Below are 14,044 nucleotides of genomic sequence, written 5' to 3'. Positions count from 1 at the left end.
AGGAAAAAGAATGGAATTAGGATTTGATTCAGCAATCTCAAATGGAGCAGTTATTAAAGTAATAGGTGTGGGTGGCGCTGGAGGAAATGCTGTCAACCGTATGATCGAAGACGATGTACAAGGCGTGGAATTCATTGTTGCCAATACTGACCTGCAGGCACTGGATATGATGAGTGCAGAAACTAAAATTCAATTAGGACCTAAACTGACTAGAGGCCTTGGAGCAGGAGCCAACCCTGAAGTAGGAAGAAAATCTGCTGAGGAAAGTGAAGAAGCTATTGCTGACGCGCTGCAGGGAGCTGACATGGTCTTCGTTACTGCAGGAATGGGTGGCGGAACAGGAACTGGTGCTGCCGGAATCGTAGCACGCATTGCTAAAGAACAAGGGGCTCTGACAGTTGGTGTCATTACGAGACCTTTCACTTTTGAAGGACCGAAAAAAGGCCGATTTGCTGCAGAAGGTATTGCATCCATGCGCGAACATGTGGATACATTAGTTACAATTTCGAATAATCGTCTGCTTGAAATAGTAGATAAGAAGACCCCAATGATGGAAGCTTTCAGAGAGGCTGATAACGTCTTGAGACAAGGGGTACAGGGTATCTCTGATCTGATCACCAATCCTGGTTACGTTAACTTGGACTTTGCAGACGTTAAAACTGTCATGGAAAATCAGGGATCAGCGTTAATGGGTATCGGTACAGCAACTGGAGAAAACCGAACAGCTGAGGCAACTAAGAAAGCCATCTCATCCCCACTACTTGAAGTATCTCTGGATGGGGCAGAAAATGTACTTCTAAATATTACGGGTGGATCTGACCTGACACTATTTGAAGCACAGGATGCCTCAGATATCGTATCTGCAGCAGCTACAAACGACGTTAACATTATCTTCGGTACTTCAATTAATGAAGATCTGGGCGATGAGGTTATCGTAACAGTTATTGCAACAGGTATAGATGCTGAGAAGAACCAGCAGCAGAAGCCTGCTCCATCTAAGAAGCAGTCAAAACCTTCTGCACCTGCATCAAATGAAAAGGATCCTTTCGGCAACTGGGATATCCGTAAAGAGCCTAATCTTAGGGACAGACACAATGCAGACCTGGATGAAAAAGCTGAAAACCGTAAAGAGTCGGCTTCCGGAAATTTGTTTTCCAGAGATGATGAAACCGACAGCACAAGTGAAGAAATGGATACTCCCCCTTTCTTCAGACGTCGACGTAAATAACAGTCACTGGAAAGGAAGAGTAAAATGAGCATCAAAGATAAATTAAATGATTACTTTTCTTTAAATGATACTGACAACGATCTGGAAGAAGACATGTCAGAGCAGACACCGAAAAAAGAGAAGAAAAAAGCGCCCGAGGCAACAGTGCCTGCATTTAGAGGGATGGAAGAAACAAAAAAATCCGTTTCTCAAAATGTTGTGGCCATCAACCACCAGCAGGCCTTGAAAAAGCCACGCATAAAAGTGATGGAACCAAGGCTTTACTCTGATGTTCAATCCATCGCTGATCTGCTTCTTGCAAATCAGTCTGTCATTCTGAACTTCAGGAGAATGGAAAAAAATCAGGCTAAAAAGATGATCGATTTCCTTATGGGAACAACCTATGCGATCAAGGGAGATATTCAGAGACTCGGCGAAGAAATTTTCATCTGTACCCCTCATTCTTTTGAAATTGATGGGGCAGAACTGCAGGCATTAAAAAACAACGATTACTAATGAGAACGGAGCTTTATTTTATAAATGGGCCTTCAAATATTAAGTGTATTATATAATCTAATTATGCAGGGACTGCAAGTCTATAGAATAGCGCTTGTTGTATACTTTCTGCTGTCATGGCTCCCTGGTGGATATCAGTCCAGCCTGGGGCAGTTTCTGATCAGAATCTGTGAACCATATGTCGGGTTCTTCAGACGCTTCGTTCCGCCTATTGGCATGATCAGTCTGGCAGGGCTAGTCGCACTGTTTTCTTTAACATTTGTGGGTTACGGAGTTAATGCAGTATTCAGTATGCTGTTTAATTTAGTCAGACAGTTTGGATGAGATGACAATGGAATCAATTTATCAGCACTTCAGAGAAGATGAGAAACAGTTTATCGATCAGGTGAGTGACTGGCTGCGTCAGGTTGAGATGCAGTACACACCTTATCTGAGTCCATTTCTGGATCCGAGGCAGCAGTTCATCGTTGAATCGATAGCTGGACAATATGAGGATATAAAGATAAGTACGTATGGGGGATATGAGGCAGCCGAACGCAGGCGCCTCTATCTTTCACCGTCTTATTTTGATCCGGATCAGAATGATTTCGACATCAGAATTTCTGAAATCAGATACCCTAAGAAGTTCGCTGACTTGAGTCACGGAAAAATACTCGGAACACTTATGGGAGCTGGAATCGATAGAAGTACGATCGGAGATATAATTTCCGATGGCGACCGCTGGCAGTTCTTTGCAGACGGATCGATCATGGATTTTCTGATGTCTTCTATAGACAAGATAGGAAAAATTACAATACAGCTTGAAGAAATTTCCTATACTGATCTGATTCTTCCAAAAGACAGCTGGGAAGATAGAGATGAAATCGTTTCTTCCTTAAGACTGGATGTTGTTCTCGCCGGTGCTTTTAATATTTCCAGACAGAAATCAAAAGAGCTGATCGCTTCAGGAAAAGTAAAAATAAACTGGAATGAAACAGACCGACCAGATACTGTACTTGGTATTTATGATGTTGTATCTATTCGAGGATACGGCCGCTTACGACTGCAATCGATTGAGGGAAAGACTAAAAAAGAAAAAATTCGACTATCTCTTGGAGTTCTGGACAGAAACAGTTAACTGATTCTTGAGATAATGGTTCAGTTTCATTATACTAAAGGCATTGAAGCCTAATAAAATGTGGAGGTGTTTTTCCATGGCATTAACACCATTGGATATACATAATAAGGAATTTCCTGTTAAAATGAGAGGGTATGATCAGGATGATGTAAATGATTACCTTGATCAGATCATTAAAGACTACGAAATGCTTTTAAAACAGAAAAAAGAAACAGAAAAGAAACTGAGCTTTGCTGAAGAAAAACTGGCAAATTATGATCAGATGCATGATTCTCTCAATAAATCGATCTTAGTCGCTCAGGACGCAGCTGACCGTCTGAAGAAGAATGCTGAAAAAGAAGCGGAAATGATTACAAAAGAAGCGGAAACTCAAGCCTCTAATGTCAAGCATGATGCTGAAAATCATGCAGATGAGCTTCTGAAAGATGCTGTGAACAAAGCTAGACGCATCGAGCAGGAAACTGAAGAGCTTAGAAAGCAAAGCCGTATTTTCAGACAGCGACTTCAGTTGATGATCGAATCTCAGCTTGAACTGGTAAAAAAGGAAGAATGGGATGATCTTCTTCAGCCGCCAACCTCTGAACAGCCGGATATCGAAACGATTAAAGAAGTAAAGAAAGAACTGGAAGACAGACAGGACGAGGATCAGGTCGATGAAGTTGAAGAAACTGAAGAGCTGGACGGGTACGAAGAAGGCATGACGCCCGCAGTCGAACTCCCTGAAGTAAAATAATTTAAGATACTTAAAACGCGACAGATAGTGTACGCTTAACAGAGAGTCAATACCTGGTGAGAATTGACAAGCGGAAGCTATGTGTTATCATTTAAGTCAACAAGTGCTGAATAAAGTAAGTACTTGCGTCATTCTGCGTTAAGGAAGCGAAGGAAAAGGGAAGATTAACTCTTCACTTTTCAAATTAAGGTGGTACCACGATGATTTCGTCCTTTCGGATGAGGTCTTTTTTTTATCAAAACTATTAGAATAAGGGTGAGAAAATGGAAATCAAAGATACACTAAATCTGCTGAAAACAGACTTTCCCATGCGGGCGGGTTTGCCGAACAAAGAACCAGAGAGACAGAAGGAATGGGAAGAAGCAGACATCTATAACAAGAGACAGGAACTGAATAAAGATAAACCGTCTTTTGTTCTTCATGATGGCCCTCCATATGCTAATGGGAACATCCACATTGGACATGCTTTGAACAAAATATCAAAGGATATTATCGTCAGATATAAATCCATGTCTGGTTACAGATCACCATATGTACCTGGTTGGGACACCCATGGCCTACCTATAGAACAGGCGCTGACTAATACTGGTGTAGACAGAAAGTCCATGTCAGTAGTGGAATTCAGAAAGCTCTGTGAAGATTATGCCTGGGAACAGGTAGAAAAACAGAGAACAGACTTTAAACGACTTGGAGTTACCGGTGAATGGGATAATCCCTATGTCACTCTTACCAAGGACTATGAAGCTGAACAGATACGCGTTTTCGGAAAAATGGCTGAAAAAGATTATATCTATAGAGGTCTTAAACCGATTTACTGGTCTCCGTCAAGTGAATCAGCACTTGCTGAAGCAGAAATCGAATACCACGATGTGCGATCGCCTAACATCTATGTCGCGTTTACAGTAAAAGACGGCAATGATCTTCTGGATAATGATACATCGTTCATCATCTGGACAACTACGCCATGGACACTACCTGCGAACTTAGCTATTGCAGTTAAGCCCGACACAAATTATGCTGTGCTGGAAGCAGACGGCCGAAAATTTGTTGTTGCATCTAAACTAGCTGAAGAAGTTGCAGAGACTCTTGAATGGTCTGATGTGACATTAATTAAAGAAGTTGCCGGTAAAGATCTTGAAGGGATTACTGCACAGCATCCATTTTATGATCGCGAGTCCTTATTGATTTTAGGGGATCACGTTACCCTTGAAGATGGTACTGGACTTGTTCATACTGCTCCTGGCCACGGTGAGGATGACTTTATCGTATGTCAGAAGTATCAGTTGCCTGTTCTGTCTCCAGTAGACGAAAGAGGCTGCTTCACTGACGAAGCTCCAGGACTGGAAGGACAGTTCTATGACAAAGCAAATAAACAGATCACTGAATGGCTGGAAGAGAATGATGCGTTGCTAAAACTTGATTTCTTTACTCACAGTTATCCACATGACTGGAGAACTAAGAAACCAGTAATATTCAGAGCGACTCCGCAATGGTTTGCTTCTATCAACAATTTCAGAGATGATATTCTTGATGCTGTACAGAAAGTGGACTGGCTGCAGCCTTGGGGAATGCAGCGCATATATAACATGGTCAGAGACCGTGGAGACTGGGTCATTTCCAGACAACGTGCCTGGGGTGTACCTCTGCCGATATTCTATGCTGAAAACGGAGATGCGATCATCACGCCGGAAACAACTGAACATGTTGCCCAGTTATTCGAGGAACACGGCTCGAATATTTGGTTTGAAAAAGAGCCTGCAGAGCTATTGCCGGAAGGATTCACACACCCATCCAGTCCTAATGGGGTATTTACGAAAGAAACAGATATCATGGACGTATGGTTCGATTCCGGATCTTCTCACCATGCAGTACTGCGCAAAAGAGAGAACCTGACCTTCCCGGCAGACTTGTACCTTGAAGGATCTGATCAGTATAGAGGCTGGTTCAACTCCAGCATCACGACATCTGTTGCAATAAATGGAGTATCTCCTTATAAAGCTGTTCTTTCTCAAGGAATGGTTCTTGATGGCAAAGGGAAGAAAATGAGTAAATCGATTGGTAATGTAATCGATCCTAATAAAGTCATCAAGCAGATGGGTGCCGATCTGATCCGTCTTTGGGTATCCAGTGTAGATACTCAGGCAGATGTAAAAGTCAGCATGGATATTCTTAAACAGGTATCGGAAATTTACAGAAAGATCAGAAATACGATTCGCTTCCTGATCCAGAATACTGAAGATTTCGACTTTAAAGCGGATGGCATTGCTTATGAAGACTTACGCCCAGTGGATCAGTACTTGATGAACCGTCTGAACCAGACAGTGAAAAACGTCGTGGATGGCTATGAGCGTTATGATTTCTCAGATATCTTTAAAGAAATCAATCAGTTCTGTACTGTAGATGTTTCAAACTTCTATGCGAACTTCTCCAAGGATGTTCTATACATTGACGCGCCTGATGCCTACAGCAGACGGGCGATGCAGACAGTTTTCTATCACATCATCAGAGATCTGACTAAACTGCTTACGCCGATCCTGCCTCATTCAGCAGAAGAAATGTGGACATACCTGCAGGAAGAAGAGGATTTCGTACAGCTGTCAGAATTCCCTGAAGTACAATCTTTCAGCAATGAAGAAGAAGTACTTGAAAACTGGAGTGCATTCATGACATTCCGAGACAAAGTACTAAAAGCTAACGAAGTGGCAAGAGAGAATAAAGTGATCGGAAAAGACTTTGAAGCGAAAACGACAGTCTACGCTTCAGATGATATCAGAAGTCTTCTAGATACACTTGACAGTGATATCCGCCAGATCCTTATCGCATCTGAATTCATTGTGAAAAGTCTTGATGAAAAACCTGAAGGCGACGAGTCTATTCTTGATTTTGATGGTGTAGCAATCAAGGTCGAACGTATGCCAGGGGAGGTATGCACACGCTGCCGTATCACATCTGAAGAAACAGTAGCTTTGAATGAGGATGAGCAGTTGTGCCCACGCTGCCACTCTATTTGTGAAGAGCATTACCCTGAAGTTTTAAACAGTTAAAGTGAGTTGAAACTGAGTTCCTCTGTTTTCTATTGAAAACTGGAGGAACTCAGTATTTTACTGCTAAATTCATTATAGGGTTATTGATTTAAAGCGTTTTCTTTTGTATAATTTTATATGTAATGGAGGTTTAACTGCTTTATCCTAACTTTCATAGTAGTATGTCAGTATTAGATTTCTGTTGCAAGAAAAATAGTAGGAGGAAAGTACTTATGGCTCAAGGTAAGGTCAAGTGGTTCAACGCTGAAAAAGGCTTCGGATTTATCGAAGTTGATGGACATGAAGATGTATTTGTCCACTACAGTGCAATCAATAGTGAAGGGTATAAGTCACTTGATGATGGTCAGGAAGTAGAGTTCGACATCATCGAAGGCGACAGAGGACCTCAGGCATCCAACGTTGAAAAACTGTGATAATAATAAAAAAACTTCCTCAATTTACAGACTTGAGGAAGTTTTTTATATGGAAATCTATGATTATAATCTGCTTGCAATCAGGTCATAGATGAATACGATCAATATTGCCCCTACAATTGCAGGAATAATATAGAATCCACCTAATTCAGGTCCCATCTGGAACAATGCATGGCCTGCCCAAGCACCAACGAAACCTATAATAATGTTACCTATAATACCACCTGGTACATCAGTACCGACAATAGCCTGACCGATTGCACCAATAACTCCACCCACAATAAGTGACCAAATAAATCCTAACATAATACATCTCTCCTCTTTCTTTTTGAATAACTTACATACTTAGTATATGGAATTGCCACATTTTATTCAAATGTTTACACTTGAGAAAAGATAAAATTGTACTATTTAATTAGAATCCGGTTGTTTTGGTTCAGTCAGTTGAAGAAGCTGATCTTTCAGACGACTTTCAAGCTGCTGAAGCTGAACTTCTGCTTCTTTACGCTTGGAACGTCCTTCCCGCTGAATAGATAAGGTTTCTTCCAATGTCTCAACAAGATCGGCCTGCGTTTTTTCAAGCGTTTCGATATCGATGACTCCGCGCTCGTTTTCTTTAGCCGTTTCAATTGAGGACTGTTTTAACATTTCTGAATTCTTAGTCAGAAGCTCATTGGTTGTTTCGGAAACCTGTCTTTGAGCCGTTACAGCTTCTTTCTGACGGAGGAGAGTCAGTGCAACAACGATCTGGTTTTTCCATAAAGGAATAGCAGTATTAATGGATGTCTGTATTTTTTCACTTAAAGCCTGATTGGTATTCTGGATGAGACGGATTTGTGGTGCCTGCTGAATAGTCATCTGACGAGCGGTCTTTAAATCATATACACGTTTGTCCAGGCGATTCAGGAACTGATTCAAGTCATTAACCTTCTGAACTTCCATCTGGTTTCCACTGTCTTCTGCATGCTTGACAGCCTGCGGAATCACTTCATTGCTGAGCTCGTCGATTTTTACTTCTCCAGCTGCAATATAGACATTTAAAGCTTCGAAGTACTCGTAGTTCTTTTCGTACAATTCTTCAAGCATGACATTATCTTTTAGAAGCAGTTCACGTTCTTTATCCAGTTTGACTGCTATTTTGTCGACTTGAGCACCAATCTTCTGGTATTTAGCAGTCGTTTCATAAATTGACCGGTTTATCTTTCGGAACATTTTCTTGAAGATATTCCGGTCATCAGCTTTAAGCTCGTTAGGATTTGCCTCATTCAAACGAAACATCAGATCATTGAGGGTTTCACCGATATGGCTAGTCTCCTGATTCTGAACATGGTTCAGTACGGAATGCGAAAATTCACCAAGCTTCTGCTGGGCTTGAGCACCGTAGTTCAGAAGAGAATCAGTATCAGAAGTATCAATCATTTTAGCCAATTCGTAAGCCTGTTTCTTTCTCGTTTCATTTAAAGTATCGATCACTTTTTTTACTTCATTCTGCTTTTTTATCTCATTTTTTTCTACAGTAGGTTCAGTTTTTGCGGAAGCACCAAAAGGATTTGCCAATAAGTCATCGATTTCACTCTGTTCCTTTTTTTCGAATAAATCATTCTCTTCGTTTGCCATTGTAACAGCTCCTTGTGTATGGGTTAATATTACAGTTCGTCATTCAATGTACGTTTGGCTAGTTCGATTTCTACATCAAGATCCTGGATATCGTCTTCTTTAAACATGACATAGTCTTCTACAATCTGTCCGCACATTTTGTCGATTGTCTGAGACGATTTCTCAAGAATATCATAGGTCGCTTTGCTTTTAGCCTTGTGATTTTCGATTTCGACGTATTTCTTAACCAGATCTGCCAGTGATGGCAGGTGGACGTATAGAAACTGGTCGACTTCATGGAGACGATCAGGTTCATCGGTAATTTCCTTGAACAATGCTTTTGATAGGGCTACCGTGTTATTGCGGTTTTCAATTGCTCTAAGCTTACCAGACTGAGTCATATTCTTTTCGATCATTATAACCTGTTCTTTCGCTTTGTGCATTGTTTTTCTGAAATACTGAATATCTTCTTTAGATAGGCCTTTTGAAGTATAAAAGGCTTCTTTCTCCTGGGTCATCTTCGGTAATTTTTGGCTTGTATTCTTTGCAGAAGATGTCTTTCTACCGAATTTTTTCAACATAAGCACTCCAGCTCCTATACTCAGCCCCAAAGCGAGCAGTCCGTTAAATTCAAGTCCGATCATCATGATGAAAATAAATAGAGAAGTGAGTAAAGTAAGTGTATAAATTAAAGATGTATATAGTGTTGACTGTTTCATTGTTGATCCTCCATTCTGGTGAAACGATTACTTATTCTAACTATATAGTATCACAAAATCTGGTAGAATTGACATAAGACCTAAGATGGATTTAACAGGATATGAACGATAATTATATAATGAAAATTGCTGGCGAATCCTGTATGATTAACGGTATGTGAGGAGTGGACCAATGGATTTTAAAGAAGAAACGATCAAGGAAACATCAGTATATAAAGGAAACATTACAGAGTATACGGTACAGGAAGTCAGGCTGCCTAATGGAAAAACGGCTCAGAGAGAAATAGTCAGACACGATGGAGCTGCTGCGGTCATTCCTTTTATCAACGACGATGAAATCATACTTGTCAAACAGTACCGTAAGGCGATCGAGCAGATCAGTATTGAAATACCTGCTGGCTTGAAAGACGAGTCGGATGCCAGTGCATCTGTAACTGCTGCACGTGAACTTGAAGAAGAAACTGGCTATAGAGCAAATAACCTTTCTTTTGTGACTTCTTTTTATAGTACACCTGGGTTTACAGATGAATTTCTTGAAATCTATGAAGCGACAGATTTGTACTTAGCAGAAAATCCGCTTTCCCAAGATGAGGATGAAAATGTCGAAGTAATGATCGTAACATATGATGAAGCCTGGGATCTATATGAACAAGGGTTACTCAGAGACTCCAAGACAGTTTTCGCCTTGTTTTACTGGAAAATGAAAAAATCTATGAAGAAAGACTGAGGATGATAAGGATGTCTTCAAGAAGTGAACTGAAAAAACAGAAAGAACTGGATGAAATAAAGAAAAAAAAAGAAAGCAGATTAAGAAAAGCTGAAGATCGGAAGAACGAAAGAAAACTATCTAAAAAAGGACGCACATCAAAGAAAAGACTGAATGAGATGGAGAAGTACCGCCGAGTGGAAAAACAGCTTACTCTAGCTATCGTTATAGTCGCTCTGCTGCTTATAATCGTTCTGGCGTTCGTTTTCTTTATCTGATCTTATCACTATAATGAAAGGGTGTTTAGATGAAATTAGGAATTATAGCTGCGATGGAGCAGGAAATCCGATTGCTCACTGACGAGTTGTCTGATTTGACGCAGACTAAGATCGCGAGTCAGACCTTTTATGAAGGTAAGATAGGACAAACCAATGTCGTTCTAGTACAGTCTGGTATTGGAAAAGTCAACGCAGCGATCGCAACGACTCTGCTGATCAACAGATTTAATGCTGATACGGTAATCAATACAGGATCAGCAGGAGGCATAGGAGAAGGACTCAGAGTAGGGGACCTTGTCATTTCAACAAGATTGAGCTACAATGACGCCGACGCAAGAGCCTTTGGTTATGCATTCGGTCAGATACCCCAGATGCCTGAATACTACGAAGCAGATACAGGAACAGTAAAGGTGCTAAAAACAGCTGCTTTAAAGAGTGAGTGGACAGTTAAAGACGGGCTTATAGTGAGTGGGGATTCCTTTATCAGCAATGCTTCTGCAATTCAGCAAATCAAATCCTATTTCAGTGATGCACTGGTTACAGAAATGGAAGGAACAGCTGTCGCACAAACGTGTTATCAGTTCGATATTCCATTTGCTGTGGTCAGGGCAGTATCTGATGTCGCAGATGAAGAAGCATCTGTGTCATTCAATGAATTTATCGAATCTGCTGGGAAAAAATCTGCAGAAATGGTTCTTTGGTATATTGAGTTACTAGAAGAAAATGATTCAGTCGACTAGCAATCGATATGAAGAGTTAAACTGGTTAAGCTGATCACTATTAGCATCGTAAAACCCGTTATATCACAAGGAGATGTAAATGTCTCACCTTGTGATATAACGGGTTTTACTTTAAGGCTATAGATTGCAGGAAATTAGTCTGCAGTCATTTTTTGTGAAAGATTGCATTTGTTCAAATTATTCGATATAATTCTCGAAGAGAATGATAATCATTCTCAGTTACTGAACAAAAATACTACAATCGATTGAATGTTAAAGGACTGGATGAGATGGAAGGCAGCAAAATTGAAAATCGGAAACCGTTTAATTGGATTATGATCGCCTTGCTGATTGTTTTTACAGTAGTTTCCATCTTTACCGGCGTAAATGATTTGAGCATCAGAAACGTATTCAGTCTGACCGATACACAAAGGCTGATTCTGCTGACTACCCGACTGCCGAGAACGATAAGCCTGATACTGGCAGGCAGTACATTAGCCATTTCAGGTCTACTAATGCAGCAGCTGACACAAAACAAATTCGTTTCTCCTACAACTGCGGGAACACTTGCGAGTGCACGGTTAGGCATAGTTACAGCCATTATTTTCTTTTCACATTCTTCGTTGACTCAGAAAACTGTTCTGGCATTTATCTTTTCACTGATCGGCACCTTTACTTTTATCCTGTTTGTCCGTTCTGTCAAGATAAAAAATGCAGTAATGATTCCTCTTGTGGGACTGATGTTCGGAAATATAGTCAACTCCTTGAGTACATACCTGGCTGTCCAGTATGAAGTTGTGCAAAATACATCCTCATGGCTTCAAGGAAATTTTTCTCTTATCTCTTCTACTAATTATCAGCTGCTGTTTCTTTCTGTACCGCTGCTGTTTCTTATATACTTACTTGCGTACTATTTCACTATTATGGGGCTGGGAAAAGATGTATCGATTGAACTGGGCGTACCTTATGGGCTTTTAGAGCTCGCAGGCGTGACGATTGTTGCACTGGCAACCTCAGCAATTATTCTGACAGTTGGAAGTATTCCATTTGTAGGTATCGTAGTACCAAATCTTATATCTTTGAAAAAAGGTGACCACTTCGGGAAAATACTTTTTCCTACTGCAGGATTTGGTGCACTGTTTCTTCTGGTCACTGATGTCTTATCCCGTACGCTCATCTTTCCATATGAAATACCGATCAGTGTCGTCATTGGTGTGGTAGGAAGTGTGCTCTTTTTATACTTACTGCTTCGAGGGGAATCCAAATGAAGACAAAACGATTAAATCTGATTTTCTTACTGCTGCTGATCAGCATCTCGGTGTTTCTGTTTCTATACTTGACCGTTAATACAAGAGGGGATCTGTCCTTTGCAATTAGGCTGAGAAGTCAGCGTATTATTCCATTTTTCCTCGTAGGATTTTCGTCTACCATAGCGACCATTGTTTTTCAGACCATGACCCAGAATATTATACTGACTCCAAATATTATCGGTCTGGATTCAATGTACATCCTGCTTCAGACGGTCATCTTCTTCTTTTTTGGCATGAACCATGTCCTTGTTACTCATCACCAGCTCAATTTCTTTCTGAGCCTGTTGTTGATAATTGGAGGGAGTCTTGGCATGTTCTGGCTGTTCTTCAAGAAATATCCAGGGAAAATCTATCTTATGCTGATGACAGGACTGATCCTCGGAACATTCTTCAGCAGCTTCACTAATTTTCTTCAAGTTATTATTGATCCAAATGAATTTGAGAGTCTGTTTGCACGAACGATTGCCAGCTTCAATAGAGTAGATGTGACGCTCGTCGGGTTCTCGGTTCTCATAACGGTTCCTGTACTTATTTATCTCTTTAAAGAAAGCCGGACCCTGGATGTTCTCCATCTGGGAAGAGCCTACGCTTTGAATCTGGGAATCAATATCGACAAGTACTACCTGATCCTGTTCATCATGGTAAGTATCCTTACAGCTGTATCGACTGCTCTTGTCGGTCCCGTATCCTTTTTAGGGTTTATCGGTGCTAATATTGCTTATCGTCTGTTCAATACATATAAACATGCAACCTTGTTTATTGGAGGCAGTCTTATCTCGGTATTATTCATACTCTCCGGTCAGCTGCTGGTTGAACATGTCTTCAGATTACAAACGACATTAGGTGTAATTATTCAGTTTGCAGGGGGCATTTACTTCCTGTTTATTCTATTTAAAGAAAGGAATGTTTGATCATGATGGAAGTCCAGAACGTGACAAAAAGTTACGGCGAAACAATTGTAGTGAACAATGTCAGCTTGCCGATCGAAAAGGGGAAGATGACCGCATGCATCGGACCTAACGGAGCAGGGAAGAGCACGCTGCTTGAAATGGTGAGCAGACTGATTCCGCAGGATACCGGACACATCTATATCGACGGAAACGAGGTCAAAACCTGGAAGAAAGGTGATTTTGCCAAGCGACTGTCTGTACTTAAACAGACCAATCAGATGAATGTCCGGCTCACGGTAAGAGAGCTCGTCTCTTTCGGGCGATTTCCCTATACAAAAGGCCGCCTGAATCAGCATTGTCATGAGGTGATTGACAGTTCCCTGGAGTATTTGGGGCTTTTGGACCTGCAGACCCGTTATATCGATACCTTGTCAGGAGGTCAGCTGCAGAGAGCGATGATTGCTATGGTTCTCTGTCAGGATACAGATTATATCCTGCTGGATGAACCGTTAAATAATCTCGATATGAGTTACGGGGTCCAGATGATGAAAACACTCAGACGCCTGGTTGATGAACTTGGAAAGACAGTAATAACTGTCGTGCATGATATCAATTTTGCTGCAAGTTATGCGGACAATATTGTCGCCATGAAAGAAGGCCGGCTTTTTGCTTCCGGACCGGTTGACGAGATGATCACTAAACCTGTACTGGATGACTTGTACGATATGGATGTCAAGATTATTGAAAGTAACGGCACTAAATATTGTCTGTACTATACTAATTAAATTTAAAGACA

16 protein-coding genes are annotated in these 14,044 nt (G+C 40.9%); 13 read left to right on the top strand and 3 right to left on the bottom strand.

All coding sequences use genetic code 11. The annotated features are described in order from the left end of the window. Positions 1–10: 10 nt before the first annotated feature. The 7 genes from ftsZ (at position 11) to BMX79_RS03020 (ending at position 7,030) form a co-directional block, all read left to right on the top strand. A complete protein-coding gene (gene ftsZ, locus BMX79_RS03050) occupies positions 11–1,228 on the top strand; it encodes a cell division protein FtsZ (RefSeq protein WP_091478995.1) in 1,218 nt (405 codons plus the stop codon). A 24-nt stretch (positions 1,229–1,252) separates the two neighbouring features. Next, positions 1,253–1,723 (top strand): cell division protein SepF, encoded by a 471-nt coding sequence (locus BMX79_RS03045; protein ID WP_091478993.1) that lies wholly within the window; start codon positions 1,253–1,255, stop codon positions 1,721–1,723. Between the two features lie 24 nt (positions 1,724–1,747). Beyond that, entirely contained in the window at positions 1,748–2,047 is a 300-nt protein-coding gene (locus BMX79_RS03040; protein ID WP_091478992.1) for a YggT family protein, read from the top strand. A gap of 7 nt (positions 2,048–2,054) precedes the next feature. Continuing rightward, entirely contained in the window at positions 2,055–2,840 is a 786-nt protein-coding gene (locus BMX79_RS03035) for a YlmH family RNA-binding protein (RefSeq protein WP_091478990.1), read from the top strand. Positions 2,841–2,916: 76 nt separating this feature from the next. Next, positions 2,917–3,573, top strand: a complete 657-nt coding sequence (locus BMX79_RS03030) for a DivIVA domain-containing protein (protein WP_091478989.1) — start codon at positions 2,917–2,919, stop codon at positions 3,571–3,573. A gap of 263 nt (positions 3,574–3,836) precedes the next feature. After that, on the top strand, positions 3,837–6,617 hold the full coding sequence (gene ileS / locus BMX79_RS03025) for an isoleucine--tRNA ligase (RefSeq protein ID WP_091478987.1): 2,781 nt from the start codon (positions 3,837–3,839) through the stop codon (positions 6,615–6,617). Between the two features lie 212 nt (positions 6,618–6,829). Next, positions 6,830–7,030, top strand: a complete 201-nt coding sequence (locus BMX79_RS03020; protein ID WP_091478986.1) for a cold-shock protein — start codon at positions 6,830–6,832, stop codon at positions 7,028–7,030. 63 nt (positions 7,031–7,093) lie between these two features. Here BMX79_RS03020 and BMX79_RS03015 read toward each other — a convergent pair whose 3' ends face one another. The 3 genes from BMX79_RS03015 to BMX79_RS03005 all read right to left on the bottom strand — a co-directional run bounded on the left by BMX79_RS03015 (position 7,094) and on the right by BMX79_RS03005 (position 9,345). Further along, positions 7,094–7,336: a GlsB/YeaQ/YmgE family stress response membrane protein gene (locus BMX79_RS03015; protein WP_091264552.1), complete on the bottom strand. Its 243-nt coding sequence runs from the start codon at positions 7,334–7,336 to the stop codon at positions 7,094–7,096. Positions 7,337–7,441: 105 nt separating this feature from the next. Next, a complete protein-coding gene (locus BMX79_RS03010; protein WP_091478984.1) occupies positions 7,442–8,647 on the bottom strand; it encodes a toxic anion resistance protein in 1,206 nt (401 codons plus the stop codon). Between the two features lie 29 nt (positions 8,648–8,676). Continuing rightward, positions 8,677–9,345, bottom strand: coding sequence for a 5-bromo-4-chloroindolyl phosphate hydrolysis family protein (locus BMX79_RS03005; RefSeq protein ID WP_091478983.1), 669 nt, complete (start codon positions 9,343–9,345; stop codon positions 8,677–8,679). A gap of 172 nt (positions 9,346–9,517) precedes the next feature. Here BMX79_RS03005 and BMX79_RS03000 point away from each other — a divergent pair, with 172 nt between their 5' ends. The 6 genes from BMX79_RS03000 (at position 9,518) to BMX79_RS02975 (ending at position 14,033) form a co-directional block, all read left to right on the top strand. Then, a complete protein-coding gene (locus tag BMX79_RS03000; RefSeq protein ID WP_091478981.1) occupies positions 9,518–10,072 on the top strand; it encodes an NUDIX hydrolase in 555 nt (184 codons plus the stop codon). A gap of 11 nt (positions 10,073–10,083) precedes the next feature. Beyond that, positions 10,084–10,329 carry a hypothetical protein gene (locus BMX79_RS02995; RefSeq protein ID WP_091478979.1) on the top strand — a complete coding sequence of 82 codons (246 nt, stop codon included), beginning with the start codon at positions 10,084–10,086 and terminating at the stop codon, positions 10,327–10,329. A 29-nt stretch (positions 10,330–10,358) separates the two neighbouring features. Further along, positions 10,359–11,069, top strand: coding sequence for a 5'-methylthioadenosine/adenosylhomocysteine nucleosidase (locus BMX79_RS02990; protein ID WP_091478978.1), 711 nt, complete (start codon positions 10,359–10,361; stop codon positions 11,067–11,069). A gap of 269 nt (positions 11,070–11,338) precedes the next feature. Next, the gene (locus tag BMX79_RS02985; protein WP_246117615.1) at positions 11,339–12,316 is read left to right on the top strand and encodes an ABC transporter permease; all 978 of its coding nucleotides are present in this window, start codon (positions 11,339–11,341) and stop codon (positions 12,314–12,316) included. After that, positions 12,313–13,269: an iron chelate uptake ABC transporter family permease subunit gene (locus BMX79_RS02980; RefSeq protein WP_091478977.1), complete on the top strand. Its 957-nt coding sequence runs from the start codon at positions 12,313–12,315 to the stop codon at positions 13,267–13,269. The genes BMX79_RS02985 and BMX79_RS02980 overlap by 4 nt, the downstream gene beginning before the upstream one ends. A 2-nt stretch (positions 13,270–13,271) precedes the next feature. Beyond that, complete coding sequence (locus BMX79_RS02975; protein ID WP_091478975.1) at positions 13,272–14,033, top strand: iron ABC transporter ATP-binding protein; 762 nt, start codon at positions 13,272–13,274, stop codon at positions 14,031–14,033. Positions 14,034–14,044: the final 11 nt, after the last annotated feature.

It is taken from the genome of Alkalibacterium pelagium, from assembly GCF_900109325.1.
Lineage (GTDB): Bacteria > Bacillota > Bacilli > Lactobacillales > Carnobacteriaceae_A > Alkalibacterium > Alkalibacterium pelagium.
This window is presented reverse-complemented; position numbering and strand designations above follow the sequence as displayed.

Bases quoted from the DNA above. Each gene is read 5' to 3' on its own strand.
- BMX79_RS03045 (WP_091478993.1), top strand. From the start codon at position 1,253: ATGAGCATCAAAGATAAATTAAATGATTACTTTTCTTTAAATGATACT.
- ftsZ (WP_091478995.1), top strand. From the start codon at position 11: ATGGAATTAGGATTTGATTCAGCAATCTCAAATGGAGCAGTTATTAAA.
- BMX79_RS03010 (WP_091478984.1), bottom strand. From the start codon at position 8,647: ATGGCAAACGAAGAGAATGATTTATTCGAAAAAAAGGAACAGAGTGAA.
- BMX79_RS03030 (WP_091478989.1), top strand. From the start codon at position 2,917: ATGGCATTAACACCATTGGATATACATAATAAGGAATTTCCTGTTAAA.
- BMX79_RS03035 (WP_091478990.1), top strand. From the start codon at position 2,055: ATGGAATCAATTTATCAGCACTTCAGAGAAGATGAGAAACAGTTTATC.
- BMX79_RS03005 (WP_091478983.1), bottom strand. From the start codon at position 9,345: ATGAAACAGTCAACACTATATACATCTTTAATTTATACACTTACTTTA.
- BMX79_RS03040 (WP_091478992.1), top strand. From the start codon at position 1,748: ATGGGCCTTCAAATATTAAGTGTATTATATAATCTAATTATGCAGGGA.
- BMX79_RS02980 (WP_091478977.1), top strand. From the start codon at position 12,313: ATGAAGACAAAACGATTAAATCTGATTTTCTTACTGCTGCTGATCAGC.
- BMX79_RS02995 (WP_091478979.1), top strand. From the start codon at position 10,084: ATGTCTTCAAGAAGTGAACTGAAAAAACAGAAAGAACTGGATGAAATA.
- ileS (WP_091478987.1), top strand. From the start codon at position 3,837: ATGGAAATCAAAGATACACTAAATCTGCTGAAAACAGACTTTCCCATG.
- BMX79_RS02975 (WP_091478975.1), top strand. From the start codon at position 13,272: ATGATGGAAGTCCAGAACGTGACAAAAAGTTACGGCGAAACAATTGTA.
- BMX79_RS03015 (WP_091264552.1), bottom strand. From the start codon at position 7,336: ATGTTAGGATTTATTTGGTCACTTATTGTGGGTGGAGTTATTGGTGCA.
- BMX79_RS03020 (WP_091478986.1), top strand. From the start codon at position 6,830: ATGGCTCAAGGTAAGGTCAAGTGGTTCAACGCTGAAAAAGGCTTCGGA.
- BMX79_RS02990 (WP_091478978.1), top strand. From the start codon at position 10,359: ATGAAATTAGGAATTATAGCTGCGATGGAGCAGGAAATCCGATTGCTC.
- BMX79_RS03000 (WP_091478981.1), top strand. From the start codon at position 9,518: ATGGATTTTAAAGAAGAAACGATCAAGGAAACATCAGTATATAAAGGA.
- BMX79_RS02985 (WP_246117615.1), top strand. From the start codon at position 11,339: ATGGAAGGCAGCAAAATTGAAAATCGGAAACCGTTTAATTGGATTATG.